The organism is Streptomyces sp. NPDC088730 (assembly GCF_044751215.1).
In the GTDB taxonomy this organism is placed as follows: domain Bacteria; phylum Actinomycetota; class Actinomycetes; order Streptomycetales; family Streptomycetaceae; genus Streptomyces.
This window is the reverse complement of record NZ_JBIVLK010000018.1, coordinates 27957-44814: the sequence shown is the minus strand read 5'-3', so window position 1 is coordinate 44814 and position 16858 is coordinate 27957. Positions and strand designations below refer to the sequence as shown.

Annotated in this window: 1 protein-coding gene and 1 pseudogene; both read right to left on the bottom strand. The window is 74.7% G+C overall.

The genetic code is table 11. The features are described 5' to 3' along the window. Positions 1–28: 28 nt before the first annotated feature. Positions 29–11170 carry an SDR family NAD(P)-dependent oxidoreductase gene (locus tag ACIP89_RS33520; protein ID WP_402118145.1) on the bottom strand — a complete coding sequence of 3714 codons (11142 nt, stop codon included), beginning with the start codon at positions 11168–11170 and terminating at the stop codon, positions 29–31. Then, a pseudogene (locus tag ACIP89_RS33515) lies at positions 11151–16856 on the bottom strand (SDR family NAD(P)-dependent oxidoreductase); the annotation flags it as partial. The pseudogene ACIP89_RS33515 and the gene ACIP89_RS33520, both read right to left, overlap by 20 nt. Between the last annotated feature and the right edge of the window lie 2 nt (positions 16857–16858).

The following is a 16858-nucleotide window of genomic DNA, read 5'->3' as shown; positions in this document are numbered from 1 at the left end:
TCTCGTCACCCGTCACGTGCTGTGCGGTTCAGAACCGCTCGTCGATGAATGCGAAGATCTCGTCGTCGTCGGCGTCCTCGATGGACTCGGCGACCGATTCGGCCTTCGCGTCCGCGGGATGCGTGGTGCCGCCGCCGATGCCGCCCCACAGGCCGGTGAGGGCCGTGAGCCGGTTGGCGATCTCCTTGTGCGCCGTTTCGTCGGGGGTGGCGGTGCCGTCGGCGGTCTGTCCGGCGAGTGCGCCGAACAGGACCTCCAGGCGGTCGAGTTCCGCCATGACGGAGGTGCCGCGGGCGTCCGGGGCCGGGGCGGCCGCGGACGCGGCCCCCTCCTCCGGCGCCAGTTCGCGGCGCAGGTGCGCGGCGAGGGCCGCCGGGGTCGGGTGGTCGAAGACCAGGGTGGCCGCCAGGCGCAGACCGGTGGCCTCGGCCAGCCTGTTGCGCATCTCGACGGCGGTGAGGGAGTCGAAGCCGAGCACCTTGAACGCCCGGTCGACGATGATGCCCTCCGGTCCGCCGTGGCCGAGCACGGCCGCGGCGTGGATCCGTACGGTCTCCAGGACCAGTTCCTGCTGCTCCTGGGGGGCCAGGCCGGCGAGCCGCTCGGCGAGGGTTTCCCCGGGTCCGTCCTGGTCGCGCCGGTCGGTCCGGTTCTCGGTGCCGCCGACGAGCGGGCCGAGGAAGGCGGGAACGGGTCCGGCGGCGCGCAGGGCCGCGTGGTTGAGCCGGATCGGGACTTGGAGGGGGCTGTCGACGGCCTGTGCGGCGTCGAAGAGCGCGAGTCCCTCGGCGTCGGTGAGGGGCATGACGCCGCCGCGGGCGAGCCGGCGGTGCATTCCGCTCTGGTCGAGGTGTCCGGCCATGCGGCTGCTGCTGGACCACAGGCCCCAGGCGAGCGAGACGGCCGGCAGGCCGAGGGAGCGGCGGTAGCCGGCGAAGGCGTCGAGGAAGGCGTTGGCCGCCGCGTAGCCGCCCTGGCCGGGGCTGCCGAAGAGCGCGGAGGAGGAGGAGTAGAGGACGAAGGCGGACAGGTCGAGGCCGCGGGTCAGTTCGTGCAGGTTGAGCACGGCGTCGACCTTGGGGCGCAGGACGGTGTCCAGGCCCTCCGGGGTGAGTGTGGGCAGGGTGCCGTCGGCGAGGACGCCGGCGGTGTGGACCACGGCGGTCAGTGGCTGGTCCCGCGGGATGTCCGCGAGGAGCGCGGCGAGCTGTTCGCGGTCGGCCGCGTCGCAGGCCCGTACGGCGACCTCGGCGCCCAGGGCGGTCAGTTCGGCGGCGAGGTCGCGGGCGCCCTCGGCCTCGATGCCCTGGCGGCCGGCGAGCACGAGGTGGCGGACGCCGTGCTCGGCGACCAGGTGGCGGGCGGCAATGCTGCCGAGGGTGCCGGTGCCACCGGTGACCAGGACGGTGCCGTACGGCCCGAAGGACGGCGGCAGGGTGAGGACGAGCTTGCCGGTGTGGCGGGCCTGGCTGAGGGTGCGGAACGCCTCGCGGGCGTGCCGGATCTCGTAGGCCGTCAGCGGCAGGGGTTCGAGGACCCCCGCCTCGAAGAGGGCGAGCAGTTCGCGAAGCATCTCGCCGACGGTCTCCGGACCGGCCTGCACCAGGTCGAAGGCCTGGTAGACGGTGCCGGGGTGGTCGGCGGCGATCTGCCGCGGGTCGCGGACGTCGGCCTTGCCGAGCTCCAGGAATTGGCCGCCTCCGGGGAGCAGCCGCAGGCCGGCGTCGACGAACTCGCCGGCGAGGGAGTTGAGGACGATGTCCACGCCCTTGCCGCCGGTCTCGGCGAGGAACTCGTCGGCGAACCGCACGGTGCGGGAGTCGGAGATCGCCCCGTCACCGAGGCCGAGACGGCGCAGGGTGTCCCACTTGCCGGTGCTGGCCGTGGCGTACACGGTCAGTCCGTGGTGGCGGGCCAGTTGGAGGGCTGCCATGCCGACGCCGCCGGCGGCCGCGTGGATCAGCACGCTCTGGCCGGGTGCGGCCTTGGCGAGGCGGGTCAGGGCGTACTGGGCGGTGAGGAACACGGCGGGCACGGACGCGGCCTCGGCGTAGGTCCAGCCGGCGGGGATCGGGGCGACCATGCGGTGGTCGGCGATCGCGTACGGGCCGAAGCCGCCGGTCCACATGCCGAGGACGCGGTCGCCGGGGGCGAGTCCGGTCACGCCGGGCCCGATCTCGGTGACGACGCCCGCGCCCTCGGCTCCCATGACGCCTTCGCCCGGGTACATGCCGAGGGCGATGAGGGTGTCGCGGAAGTTGAGGCCGGCGGCGCGTACGGAGACGCGCACCTGCCCGTCCTGGAGTTCGCCCAGGGTGTCGGGCGCCTCGGCGAGGCGCAGTCCTTCCATGGTTCCGGTGCCGCTGGTGGTGAGCCGCCAGGCGGTGGTGCCGACGGGCGGCGCGAGGTTGTCGCCGAGGGCGGCGCCGGTGCCGGGCCTGGCGAGCCTGGGGACGCGGACGGTGGTGCCGCGGACGGCGGCCTGGGGTTCGCCGCAGGCGAGGGCGGCGGCCAGGGCGGTGCCGTTGACGGAGTCGTTGTCCACGTCGAGCAGGGTGAAGCGGCCGGGCTCCTCGGACTGGGCGGAGCGGATCAGGCCCCAGACGGTGGCCGCGGCGGGGTCGCCGAGTTCGTCGTCGGCGCCCGCGGCGACGGCGCCGCGGGTCACCAGGGCGAGGGTGGTGCCGGTGAGGGCGCTGCCGTGTTCCAGCCAGGTCTGGGCAAGGTCCAGGGCCCGGTGGGCGGTGGTGTGCGCGGACGCGGCGTCGGGGCGGGGCAGGTGCGGGATGGAGACGACGACGGTGTCCGGCGCCTGTCCGGCGGTGGCGGCTTCGAGCAGTTCGGCCAGGCCCGGGTACCAGTCGCAGGAGGTGCCGGTGGTCTCCAGCGCGGAGGCGACCTTGGCGTGGTCGTCGCCGACGACGGCGATCCGGCGTACGGGCAGGGTCGGGGCGGCGGGCAGCGGCTGCCAGTCGACCTCGTACAGGGCGCCGTTGCGCTTGGCGCGGCCCTCGGGGCCGACGGCGAACTGTTCGTCGGAGACGGTCCGTACGACGAGTTCGTCGACGGAGAGGACGGGCCGGCCGGAGTCGTCGGTGCACAGCAGTCGCACCGCCTCCGCGCCGGCCGGGAAGATGCTGACGCGCAGCCGGGCGGCGCCTTCGGTGTACAGGCGGACGCCGCGGACGGCGAACGGCATGCGGGCCTTGCCGTCCTCGGGGAAGAACGATCCGAGGTTCATGGCCTGCAGGGCGGCGTCGAGGAGCGCGGGGTGGAGTCCGAAGCCGGCGGTGGCGTCGCCGGCCTGCGGTGGGAGGGCGACCTCTGCGTGGACGGTGGTGCCGTCGGCCCAGCCGGTGCGGAAGCCCCGGAAGAGCGGGCCGTAGTCGTAGCCGCGGTCGGTGAACTGTTCGTAGAAGGCGTCGGGGCCGGTGTCGGCGGGCCGGGCGGCGGCCGGGGGCCATACGGCCGGGCCGGCGGGGGCGGGTCCGTCCTCCGCGGGGGCCACGACGGCCTCCGCGTGGCGGCGCCAGGGGGAGCCCGGGTCGGCGCCTGCCTCGCGGGAGTGGACGGTGAGGGTGCGCCTGCCGTCGTCGTCGGCGGCGGTGACGAGCAGGTTCAGCTCGACGGCGCCGTTGTCGGGGAGGACCACGGGCGCCTGGAGGATCAGTTCGTCGAGGCGGTCGCAGCCGTGCTGGCGGCCGGCCCACAGGGCGAGGTCCACCAGGGCGGCGCCGGGCAGCAGTGCCGTCCCCATGAGGGCGTGGTCGGCCAGCCACGGCTGGGTGTCGGAGCCGAGCCGGGCGGTGTAGGCGACCGAGCCGGACTCGGGGAGTTCGACGCCGGCGCCGAGCAGCGGGTGGCCGGCCTCGCGGATGCCGATGCCTGCGGCGTCGCCGCGGCGGGCGGGTGCGTGGTACCAGTACCGCTTGCGCTGGAAGGGGTAGGTGGGCAGATCGACGCGGCGGGAGTCGGTGCCGAAGAGGGCGTCGGCGTCGATCTCGACCCCGCTGATGTGGGCCATGCCGAGCGCGGCGCCGAACCAGCGGGCGCCGCCCTTCTCCCGGCGCAGGGTGCCGAGGACGGCGGCCCGGCCGCCGACGTCGGCGACGGTCTCCTGCACGGAGGTGGCGAGCATCGGGTGCGGGCTGGGCTCCAGGAAGACCTCGTAGCCGTCCGCGATCAGGGAGCGGGTGGCCCGCTCGAACTCGACGGGCTCGCGCATGTTGCGGTACCAGTACGCGCTGTCGAGGGCGGCGGTGTCGAGGAGTCCGCCGGTGACGGTGGAGTAGAAGGGGATCTGCGAGGTGCGCGGGGACACCGGTGCCAGGACCTCCATGAGGTGGTCCTTCAGGGCGTCGACCTGGGCGGAGTGCCCGGCGGTGTCGACGCCGGGGATGGCGCGGGCGTGGACCCCCTCTGCGGTGAGCTCCTCCAGGAGTTCGCGGAGGGCTTCGGGGTCGCCCGCGACGGCGGCGGTGCCGGGGCTGTTGACGGCGGCGACGGAGAGCCGGTCGCCGAACCGCGCCAGCCGGAAGCGGATCTGCTCGGCGGGCAGGGACACGGCGAGCATGCCGCCCTTGCCTGCCAGGGTCAGCCAGGCCTGGCTGCGCAGGGCCACGATCCGGGCGGCGTCGTCGAGGGAGAGGCCGCCGGAGACGTACGCGGCGGCGATCTCGCCCTGGGAGTGGCCGACGACGGCGTCGGGGTGCACCCCGATGGCCCGCCAGGCCTCGGCCAGGGACACCATCATCGTGAACAGCACGGGCTGGACCACGTCGACGCGGCTGAGCGCGGGGGCGCCGGGCACCTGACGCAGCACGTCCATGACGGACCAGTCGAGGTACGAACGCAGCGCGGCGTCGCAGGCCTGCGCGGATGCGAGGAAGGCCGGCGAGCGGTCGAGCAGCCCCTCGGCCATGGCGGGCCACTGGGAGCCCTGGCCGGGGAAGACGAACGCGATGCGGTCGCCGGGACCGGCGGTGCCTCGGAGCACGGCCAGGTGCGGCCGGTCCTGGGCGAGGGAGTTGAGGGCGTCGAGGAGTTCCTCACGGCTCTCGCCGATGACGGCGGCCCGGTGCTCGAAGCGGGAGCGGGCCGCGACCAGGGTGTAGCCGGCGTCGGCGGGGTGCATGCCGGGGTGCTCGACGAGCCCGGCGCGCAGCCGGGCGGCCTGGGCGCGCAGGGCCGAGTCGGAGCGGGCCGAGAACAGCAGCGGGACGGTGACCTCGTCCCACCAGTCCGTGGCCTGGCCGCCGTCCTGGGCGCTGTCGTCGGCCGGGCCGGCCGCGGTGTCGGAGCGCGGGGCCTCCTCGACTATGACGTGGGCGTTGGTGCCGCTGATGCCGAAGGCGGACACGGCGGCGCGGCGCGGGGTGGCGCGCTCGGGCCAGGGCACGTCGTCGGTGAGCAGGGACACCGCTCCCGCCGTCCAGTCGACCCGCGGGGTCGGCTCGTCCACGTGGAGGGTGCGGGGCAGTGTGCTGCCGCGCAGGGCGAGGACCATCTTGATGACGCCGGCCACACCGGCGGCGGCCTGGGTGTGGCCGATGTTGGACTTGACCGAGCCGAGCCACAGCGGGTCGTCGGCGGGCCGGGCCTCGCCGTAGGTGGCCAGTACGGCCTGGGCCTCGATGGGGTCGCCCAGCTCGGTTCCGGTGCCGTGCGCCTCGACGGCGTCGATCTCCTCGGGGCGCAGTCCGGCGTCGGCGAGGGCCTGGCGGATGACGCGCTGCTGGGAGGGGCCGTTGGGGGCGGTGAGGCCGTTGCTGGCGCCGTCCTGGTTGACGGCGGAGCCGCGGATGACGGCGAGCACCGGGTGCCCGTTGCGCTCGGCGTCGGAGAGCCGTTCGACGAGGAGCATGCCGGCGCCCTCGCCGAGCGCGACGCCGTCGGCCCCGGCCGCGAAGGCGCGGGAGCGCCCGGAGGGGGACATGACGCGCTGGCGGGAGAACTCGACCAGCATCTCCGGGGTGGACATGACGGTGGCACCGCCGACCAGGGCCATGCCGCACTCGCCGCGGCGCAGCGACTGGACGGCCAGGTGCAGGGCGACCAGCGAGGCCGAGCAGGCGGTGTCGACGGTGACGGCGGGGCCTTCGAGGCCGAAGACGTACGAGAGGCGGCCGGACATGACACTGGCGGAGTTGCCGGTGCCGAGGTAGCCGTCGAAGTCCTCCTCGCTGTTCTGCAGCAGCGGCATGTAGTGCTGGCCGTTGGTGCCGACGAACACGCCGGTGCGGGTGCCGCGCAGGACGTTCGGGTCGAATCCGGCGCGCTCGCAGGCCTCCCAGGAGGTTTCGAGCAGGAGCCGCTGCTGCGGGTCCATGGCGAGGGCCTCGCGCGGGGAGATCCCGAAGAACTCCGGGTCGAAGTCGGGGGCCTCGTGGAGGAACCCGCCCTCGCGGACGTAGGTGCGGCCCTGGGCCTCGGGGTCCGGGTCGTACAGTCCGTCGAGGTCCCAGCCCCGGTTGGTGGGGAAGGTGGTGATGGCGTCGCCGCCGTGGGTCACGAGCTGCCACAGTTCGTCGGGCGTGTTGATGCCGCCGGGGAAGCGGCAGGCCATGGAGACGATGGCGATGGGCTCGCTGTCGCCGCCGGCGGGCGTGGTGGCGAACGGGGCCGCGGTGTCGGGTTCCCGCACCCCGCCGGCCAGCTCGCCGAGGTGGCGGGCGACGGCCGCGGTGGTGGGGTGGTCGAAGACGAGCGAGGGGGCCAGGCTCAGGCCGGTGGCCTCCCGGAGCCGGTTGCGGAGTTCGACCGCGGTGACCGAGTTGAAGCCCAGTTCCTTGAAGGGCCGTTCGGCGGCGATGCCGTCGCCGGTGGCGTGGCCGAGGACGGCCGCGACGTGTGTGCGCACGAGGCGCACCAGCTCGCGCTGCCGTTCCTGGTCGGTCTTGTCGCGCAGGGCGGCCGCGAGGCCGGTGCCGGTGCTGTCCCGCTCGTCCGCGGCGGCCCGCTCTGCGGCCCGGAGCCGCTGGACGGCGGGGAGTTCGTCGAGGAGGGCCGAGGGGCGGGCGGCGGTGTACGCGGGCTCGAAGCGCTCCCAGTCGATGTCGGCGACGGCGATGCCGGTCTCGCCGCGTCCGACGATCCCGTCGAGCACGTCGAGGGCGCGCTCCGGGTCGAGGAAGGACAGGCCGGTACGGAACAGCTGCTCGGCGGCGGGGCCGGCGGCGACGCTCTGCCAGGGGGTCCAGGCCACGGAGGCGGCGGGCAGTCCGCGGCTGCGGCGGCCCTCGGCGAGGGCGTCGAGGTACGCCGTACCGGCCGCGTAGCCGCCCTGGCCCGCGCCGCCCCAGACACCGGCGACGGAGGAGAAGACGACGAACGCGTCGAGTTCCGCGTCCGCCAGCAGGGCGTCGAGGCGGGTGGCGAGGTCGGTCTTGGCCCCGACGGAGGCGGCGAAGCCCTCCATCGTGGTCTCGGTGAGCAGGGTGAGGGGGGTCGTCGGCGGGGCGACGTAGACGGCGGTGGGGGTGTGCGCGGCCAGGAGTGCGCGCAGCCCGTCCTGGTCGTCGAGCGCGCAGGGAACGACGGTGGTGCGGTCGGCCAGGCCGGCGAGCGGCCCTTCGGTCCCGGCGGTCTCGTCCGTGAGGGTGCCGGTGAGCCCGGCGAGGACGATCCGCTCGGCGCCGCCGGTCAGCAGGCGGCGGGCGAGGGGTCCGGCCACGGCGGCGATGTCGCCGACGACGAGGACGGTGCCGCGCGGGCGGGTCACGGCGACGGCCGGTGCGGCGGGCGCCTGGATCAGGCGGCGGCCGTAGGTGCCGGAGGCGCGGACGGCGACCTGGTCGTCGGTGCCCGGGGCGGCGAGGATGCCGGCCAGCTGCTGGAAGGCGCGGGCGTCGGCGTCGGCCGGCAGGTCCGCGAGTCCGCCCCAGCAGACGGGGAGTTCGAGGGCGGCGACCCGCCCGAGGCCCCAGACCTGGGCCTGTACGGGGGACGGGGTCTCGGCGGGCGACACGGCCGCGGCACCGAAGGTGACGGCCCACAGCCGGGCCTCGGTGCCCGCGTCGGCAGCGGCCTGGGCGAGGGTGAGGGTGCTGGCCAGGCCGAGCGGGACGGCCGGGTGGTCGGGGTGCGTGCCCTCGGCGAGGGCGAGGAGGGAGAGCACGCCGGTGAGCGGCTCGGTCCCGGCCCGGCCGGCGGACTCGGCGAACCGGGCCCGCAGCAGAGACCGGTCGGCGGTGGCCGGGTTCACGGCGAACGGCTCGACGGTGGCGCCCCGGTCGGCCAGGGCCTGCCGGGCGGACTCGGCGGCCGCGGAACCGGTCAGTGCCTCGGGGAGGACGAGGAGCCAGCGCCCGGAGAGGCGGGCGGCGGGGTCCTTGGCGCTCAGGCCCTTCCAGGTGGTGCGGTAGCGCCAGGCTTCGGGACCGGAGGCCTCGGCGGCGGCTGCGGGAGCGGCCGTCTTCTCCAGCCAGTAGTGCTCGTGCTGGAAGGCGTAGGTGGGCAGGTCTACGGTCCTGGCCCCGGTGCCGTCGAAGAGAGCGGTCCAGTCGATGTCGACGCCACGGACGAACAACTCGGCCGCCGAGGTCAGGAACCTCTCCCAGCCACCCTCCTCACGCCGCAACGAACCACTGATCAGCACATCGAGCCCGGCCGCATCGGCACATTCCTGAACACCGATACCAAGCACCGGGTGGGCACTGGACTCGACGAAAGTACCGAAACCCCGGTCCAGGAGCAGCCGGACCGTCTCCTCGAAACGGACGGTCTGACGGAGATTGCGGTACCAGTACGAGGCGTCCAGCACCGTCGTATCAACCAGCTCACCGGTCACCGTGGAGTAGAACGGAATCTCCGAACGACGCGGCGCGACCGGAGCCAGCACATCGAGGAGTTCGGCCTCGATCCGCTCCACGTGCGCGGAGTGCGAGGCGTAGTCGACCGGAACCTGACGAGCCCGCACCCCTTCGCCCTGATACGCGGCCACGATCTCCGTGATCGCGTCGGCGTCACCCGACACCACCGTGCTCGACGGACCATTCACGGCGGCCACACTCAGCCGACCCGTCCACTCGGCACCGGCAAGACGTTCCTCGACCTGCGCGAGTGGCAGGGGAATCGACGCCATGCCACCGAGTCCGGCCAGCTCACGGCCGATCACCCCCGCCCGCAACGCCACCACCCGGGCAGCATCCTCAAGAGACAACGCACCCGACACCGCGGCAGCCGCGATCTCCCCCTGCGAATGCCCCACCACCGCATCCGGAACAACCCCGAACGAACGCCACACCTCAGCGAGCGACACCATCACAGCCCACGTCACCGGCTGCACCACACCCACATCGTCCAGCGAACCCCCCGCACGCACCACCTCGACCACATCGAAGTCAACGAACGGCGCCAACGCATCAGCGCACTCACGCAACCGGGCAGCGAACACCGGCGAGGACTCCAACAGCCCCGCACCCATCCCCACCCACTGCGTCCCCTGACCCGGAAACACCAACACCCGACGACCCGGTGCCCCGGCCACACCCTCAACCTTCAAGTCCCCGAGGGAGACCGATCGGTGTTCCAGGTGCGAGCGCCCGGCGGCAAGACTCAGGCCCACATCGAGCGGACGCAGCGCGGAATCCGCGTCCAACCGGGCCCGCAGCCGGGAAGACTGCGCCTCCAAAGCGGCCGCCGACTTCGCGGACACCACCAACGGAACCACCGGCAACTCACGAACCACCGGCTCAGCCACCGCATCCGGCACAGGAGCCTGCTCCAGAATCACGTGCGCGTTGGTCCCGCTCACACCGAAGGACGAGACACCCGCGCGGCGGGAACGCCCGGTCTCCGGCCACGGACGCGACTCGGTCAACAGCTCGACCGCACCCGCATCCCAGTCCACCTGCGAAGACGGCGCATCCACATGCAACGTCCGAGGCAGCACACCCTCCTGGAGCGCCATCACCATCTTGATGACACCACCCACACCAGCAGCAGCCTGCGCATGACCGATGTTCGACTTCAACGAACCCAGCCACAACGGCTGCTCCACCGGACGCCGCCCATACGTGGCCAACAAAGCCTGAGCCTCGATCGGGTCACCCAGCCGGGTCCCCGTGCCGTGCGCCTCGACCACATCCACATCCGCGGTCCCCAGGCCGGCATTGGCCAGCGCAGCCCTGATCACCCGCTGCTGCGAAGGACCGTTCGGCGCCGTCAGACCATTGCTCGCACCGTCCTGATTCACCGCAGAACCCCGCACCACCGCCAGCACGCGATGCCCCCGGGCCACCGCGTCCGACAGACGCTCCACCAGCAGCACACCCACACCCTCGGCCCAGCCCGTACCGTCCGCACCCTCCGCGAACGCCTTGCACCGACCGTCCGACGCCAGCCCCCGCTGCTGCGAGAACTCCACGAAGGTGCTGGGTGTGGCCATGACGGTGACGCCGCCGGCGAGGGCGAGGTCGCACTCGCCCGAGCGCAGCGACTGCGCGGCGAGGTGCAGGGCCACCAGCGAGGAGGAACAAGCCGTATCGACCGTGACCGCAGGGCCTTCGAGACCCAGCGCGTAGGAGATGCGACCGGAGACCACACTGCCGGAGTTGCCGGTGCCGCCGTAGCCGCCCGCGTCCTCGCCGACGGCCCGGTCGGTGCCGTAGTCGTGGTACATCGATCCGACGAAGACGCCGGTGCGGGAGCCCTTCAGCGAGTCGGCAGGAACACCCGCCCGCTCCAACGCCTCCCACGACGTCTCCAGCAACAACCGCTGCTGCGGATCCATCGCCACCGCCTCACGCGGCGAAATACCGAAGAACCCCGCATCGAACCCACCCGCACCGTGAAGGAAACCCCCCTCACGCACATACGAACGCCCCGCAACCCCCGGCTCGGGATCGAACAGCGACTCCACACCCCAACCACGGTCACCCGGGAACGGCGACACCGCGTCCACCCCCGACGACACCAACTCCCACAACCCCTCCGGCGAACCCACCCCACCCGGGAAACGGCACGCCATCCCCACGATCGCGATGGGTTCGCTGCCGCGCTCCTCGACCGCGCGCAGCTTCTCTCGGGTCTCGTGCAGCTCGGTCATGGCACGGCGCAGGTAGTCGCGGAGCCTGCCCTCGCTGCCGGTGGCGTCGTTGTGGGTGTCGTTAGCAGACACAGCTCTCCCCTGGAGGTGTCGGTGCCGGACTTCAGGCAGTGCGGAAGTCATTGTCGAACAGCTGGAACAGCTCGTCGTCGGAGGCGGAATGGAGTAGTTCGGTGACATCGCCGGTGTCCGGGGCGACCGGATCCGGGGTGTGCCCGGCCGGGTCCGCGGCGGCGGTGCCGAGGTCGGCGAGCAGTGCGGTGAGGCGGTCGGCCATGGTCTGCCGGGCCTCTTCTCCGAGGTCCGGGGAACTGCCGGCCCGGCTCGCGGCCTCGGTGAGCTGGTCGAGCAGGGCGAGTACGGATGCCTCGGCGCCCGGCAGTTCCCCGTCGAGGTGTTCGGCGAGGGCCAGGGGCGTCGGATGGTCGAAGACCAGGGTCGCGGTCAGCCGCAGTCCGGTGGCCTCCGTGAGCCGGTTGCGCAGTTCCACGGCGGTGAGCGAGTCGAAGCCGGCTTCGTTGAAGCTGCGGTTCGGAACGATTTCGGCCGGGCCGGCGTGACCGAGTACGGCCGCCACCTCGGTGCGTACGAGATCGAGGAGGAACGCGGCGCGTTCGGCGCGGGGCAGTGCCGCGACCCGGTCGGCGAACCCGGCGGGCCGTTCCGCGTCGGTGGGCCCGGCGGCCGGCCGTGCGGTGCGCGCGGCCGGCCGGCGGGCGGCGGGTCCGGTGAGGGTGCGCAGGACCTCGGGCAGTGCGCTGCCGGCGTCGCGGGCCGCGGCGGGGTCGATGCGCAGGGGCATCAGAACCGGTTCCTCGCGGGTGCGGGCCGCGTCGAAGAGGGCGAGGGCCTCGGGGTGCGAGAGGGGGACGAGCCCGCTGCGGCGGAGCCGGGCGGCGTCGGCCCCGGAGAGTTCGCCGGCCATGCCCTCGCCGGCCCAGGGGCCCCAGGCGAGGGAGAGGGCGGGCAGGCCCTGGGCGCGCCGCCAGGAGGCGAAGGCGTCCAGGTAGGCGTTGGCGGCGGCGTAGGTGGCCTGTCCGGCGCTGCCGAGGAATCCGGCTGCGGAGGAGAAGAGCACGAACGCGTCGAGGTCGCGGTCGCGGGTGAGTTCGTGCAGGACCCGGACGGCGTCGGCCTTGGGCCGCAGTACGGCGGCGAGGCGGTCGGCGCTCTGGTCGGTGACCAGGCCGTCGTCGAGTACGCCCGCGGTGTGGACCACGCCGGTCAGGGGGTGGGCGGCGGGCAGTCCGGCGAGGAGTGCGGCGAGGGCCTCGCGGTCGGCGGCGTCGCAGGCGGCGACGCGGACCGAGGCGCCGGCCCCGGTGAGTTCGGCGGTGAGCCGGGCCGCCTCCGGGGCGTCCGGGCCGCGTCTGCTGGTCAGCAGCAGCCGGCGCACGCCGTGCCGGTGGACCAGGTGGCGGGCGACAACGGAGCCGAGACCGCCGGTGCCACCGGTGACCAGGACGGTGCCCTCGGGGTTCCAGACGGTGCCGGGGGCGGTGCCGGGTGCGGCGCGGACAGCGGCCGGGGCGTGCGGGGTGCCGTCGCGCAGGGCGAGCTGGCCGGGTGCGTCGCCGCGGGTGAGGGCGGCGGGCAGGGCGGCGTACGAGGCCGGGGCGGTGTCGAGGTCGACGAGGGCGAACCGGCCGGGGTGCTCGGTCCGGGCGGAGCGCAGCAGGCCCCAGGCGGCGGCGGCCGCGGGGTCGGTAACGGGGCCGGCGCAGTCGACGGCGCCGTGGGTGAGCAGGGTCAGTCGGGCCCCGGCGAGGTGTGCGGCCAGGAGCCAGGAGCGGGCGAGTCCGAGGGCGCGGGCCCCTGCCTCGTGCGGGCCCCGTGCTCCGCGCAGGTCGGCGAGCACCTGGACGGGTGTGCCGTCCCCGGCGGGCACGTCGTCCAGGTCCGGTAGGTCGGCGCGGTACCGCGGGCGCGCGCCGGCGGCGGTCAGGGCCTCGGCCACGGCCGGGTCGTGGTCACCCACGAGGTACCAGTCGGTACCCCGGACGGTGGCCGCACCGGCGGCGGGCGCGGCCCGCAGGGGGCGCCAGTCGGGGCGCAGCAGGTCGGCGGCGACGCGGTCGGCGGTGGCCCGGTCGGCGGAGACGCGGCGCATGGCGAGGGAGCGGGCGGCGAAGACGGCCCGGCCCCCGGGGTCGGCGGCGGTGACCGCTACGGCGTCGGGGCCGGCCGGGGAGATCCGGATCCGCAGGGCGTCGGCGCCCGCCGCGTACAGCGTGACGCCGGTCCAGGCGAAGGGGACGAGTCCGTGGGCGTCCTCGCGGGTGGCGGTGACGGCGTGCAGGGCGGAATCGAGGAGGGCGGGGTGGATCCCGTATCCGGGTGCCTCGGCCGCCTCGGGCTCGGGCAGGGCGGCGTACGCGTAGACGTCCTCGCCGAGCCGCCAGGCGGTGTGCAGTCCCTGGAAGGCGGGGCCGTAGCCGATGCCGGCCTCGGTGAACCGTTCGTACTCCCCGTCGAGCGCGACGGGTTCGGCGCCCTCGGGCGGCCAGGTGCCGGCCAGGCCCGTGAGGTCGGGGCCGTCGGCGGGCGGGGCGGCGGGCTCGGTGCGGCCGGTGGCGTGCAGGGTCCAGCCGTCGTCGGCGGGGTCGTCGGCCCGGTCACCGGCCGGAGCGGAGTGGACGGCGACCGGCCGGGTGCCGTCGGCGGCGGCCGGGCCGTGCCACAGGCGCAGCCGTACGGGCGCGTCCTCGGGCAGTGCGAGTGGGTTCTCGAAGGCGAGTTCCGCGACACCGTCCTCGCCGGCGGCGGTCAGGGCGAGTTCGAGGAGGGCGGTGCCGGGGAGCACCGGACGGCCCGCGAGGGTGTGGTCGGCGGTCCACGGGTGGGTGCGGGTGGACAGGGTGGCCGTCCACACGGTGCCCCCGGCGTCGGGGAGTTCGACGACGGCGGCCAGCAGGGGGTGGCCGGCCGGGGAGAGGCCGGCGGCGTCCAGCGGGGCCTGCGGGGCCGGGGCGTCGAGCCAGTAGCGGCTGCGTTGGAAGGCGTACGTGGGCAGTTGGGCGGCCAGGGCGGTGCCGGTACCGGGGCTCGGCGCGGGGGCGGTGGCCACGGGCAGGCCGTGCACGTGGGCGGTGGCCATGGCCTGCTCGAAGGCGGTGGCCTCGGGGCGGCCCCTGCGCAGTACGGAGAAGGCGACGGCGGCCGGGCCCGTCTGCCGCCGGTCCGGCTCGTCGGTATCGAGGACGGCGCGGCTCATCGCGGTGAGCACGGCTTCGGGACCGAGTTCGACGAAGGTGTCGATGCCTTCGGCGCGCAGGGCGCGCAGACCGTCGAGGAACCGCACAGGGCGGCGCGCGTGGCGGACCCAGTGGTCCGCGCCCAGCACGTCGCCTTCCGCGATCTCTCCGGTCAGGTTCGACATGACAGAAATCTTGGGCAGTCCGTATTCGAGACCGCGAGCGATCGTTTCGAACTGTGTCAACATGCCGTCCATGTGCGGCGAGTGGAAGGCGTGACTGACCTTCAGGAGCTTGGCGGCTCGACCGCGGCTCTTCCAGTGCTCGACCAGTTCGCCGACGGCGTCCCCGTCCCCGGCGACGACGACGGCGTCGGGTCCGTTGACGGCGGCGAGGGCGATTTCGCCCTCGCGGCCGACGAGCTGGGGCTCGATCTCCTCCGCGCTCGCGGCGATGGCGCCCATGGCGCCGCCCCCCGGCAGCTCGCCCATGAGGCGGCCCCGGGCGGCGACCAGGCGGGCCGCGTCGGCGAGGGTGAGCACGCCGGCGACGTGGGCGGCGGTGATCTCACCGACGGAGTGCCCGGCCACGGCCTCCGGGTGCAGGCCCCGGGAGGTGACGAGGGCGTAGAGGGCGGCCTCCAGCGCGAACAGCGCGGGCTGGGTGTACTCGGTGCGGTCGAGCAGCGCGGCATCGGCGGAGCCGGGCTCGGCGAACATCACCTCGCGCAGCGGACGCCGCAGGTGCGGGTCGAACGCGGCGCAGATCTCGTCGAGGCTGCGGGCGAACACCGGCTGGGAATCGTAGAGTTCGCGGCCCATGCCGGGGCGCTGGCTGCCCTGGCCGGTGAAGAGGAAGGCGGTGCGGCGGCCGGTGGCCGCGCGGCCGGTGACCACGCGGGCCGGGTCTGTGCCCTCTCCGGCGGCCAGGGCCTCGACTCCGCGCAGCAGTTCGCCGGCATCCGCGCCGAGCACCACGGCGCGCTGGGGGAACGCGGTTCGGGAATGGGCGAGTACGGAGGCCACGGCGGCCGGGTCCGCCGGGTTCCCGGCGCGGTCGGCGGCGGCGAGGTGGCCGGCGAGCCGCCGCGCCTGGGCGCGCAGGGCGACCCCGTCGCGGGCGGAAAGGGCCCAGGCGAGGCTGCCGGAGACCGGGTGGGCCGTCGGGTCCTGCCCGTGCTCGGGGACGGCGGGTGCGGGGACGGCAGGCGGCCCGGTCGGTGCGGGCCCGGCCGGTGGCTCGGCCGGTGTCCGGTCCTCCTCCAGGATGACGTGGGCGTTGGTGCCGCTGGCCCCGAACGCGGAGACGCCGGCCCGGCGGGGCTCCCCCGGCCGCTCGGGCCACGGGGTGTGCTCGGTGAGGAGCGAGACCGCGCCGGCCGACCAGTCGATCCGGGTGGACGGCGCGTCCGCGTGCAGGGTCCGGGGCAGGGCGCTGTGCCGCAGTGCCAGCACGGTCTTGATGACGCCCGCGACGCCCGCGGCGGCCTGTGTGTGCCCGATGTTGGACTTGAGGGAGCCGAGCAGCAGCGGCGAGGAGGCCGGCCGGCCCTGGCCGTACGTGGCGAGCAGGGCCTGTGCCTCGATGGGATCGCCGAGCCTGGTGCCGGTGCCGTGTGCCTCGACGGCGTCGACCTGGTCGGCGGTGAGCCGGCCACTGGCGAGGGCGGCGCGGATGACCCGCTGCTGGGCGGGGCCGTTGGGGGCGGTGAGGCCCGCTCCGGTGCCGTCCTGGTTGACGGCGGAACCCCGGATGACGGCCAGGACGGTACGGCCTTCGCGCCGGGCGTCGGAGAGCCGCTGGAGCAGCAGCATGCCGGCGCCCTCGCCGAAGCCGGTGCCGTCGGCGCCTTCGGCGAACGCCTTGCAGCGGCCGTCCGCGGCGAGCCCGCGCTGCCGGGAGAAGTCGATGAACATCGTCGGCGTGGACAGGACGGTCGCGCCGCCCGCGAGCGCGAGGTCGCACTCCCCCGCGCGCAGGGCCTGCGCGGCCAGGTGGACGGCGACGAGCGAGGAGGAGCAGGCGGTGTCGACGGTGACGGCGGGGCCGCGCAGGCCGAAGGTGTAGGAGATCCGGCCGGAGGCGACGCTGCCGGCGCTGCCGTTGACGAGGTAGCCCTCAAGGCCCTCGGGCATGCGGCCGCCGGGGACGTGCGGGACACGGGCGCCGTAGTCGTCGTACATCACGCCCGCGTACACGCCCGTACGGCTGTCGCACACGGCCTCGCGATCGAGACCTGCCCGCTCCAGGGCCTCCCAGGAAGTCTCCAGGAGGAGCCGCTGCTGCGGGTCCATGGCGAGGGCCTCGCGCGGGGAGATCCCGAAGAACTCCGGGTCGAAGTCCGCGCAGTCGTAGAGGAATCCGCCTTCGCGGGCGTAGCTGGTGCCGTGCGCGTCCGGGTCCGGGTCGTAGAGCGCCTCCAGATCCCAGCCGCGGTCCTCGGGCAGCGCGGAGACGACGTCGGTGCCGGACTCCAGGAGCTTCCAGAGCGCCTCGGGGGTGTCGGCCCCGCCGGGGAGGCGGCAGCTCATCGAGACGATGGCGATCGGCTCCCGGGCTGCCTCCGCCTCCTCTTCGGCGGCGCGCAGCCGGGTACGGGTGCTGACGAGCTCCGCGG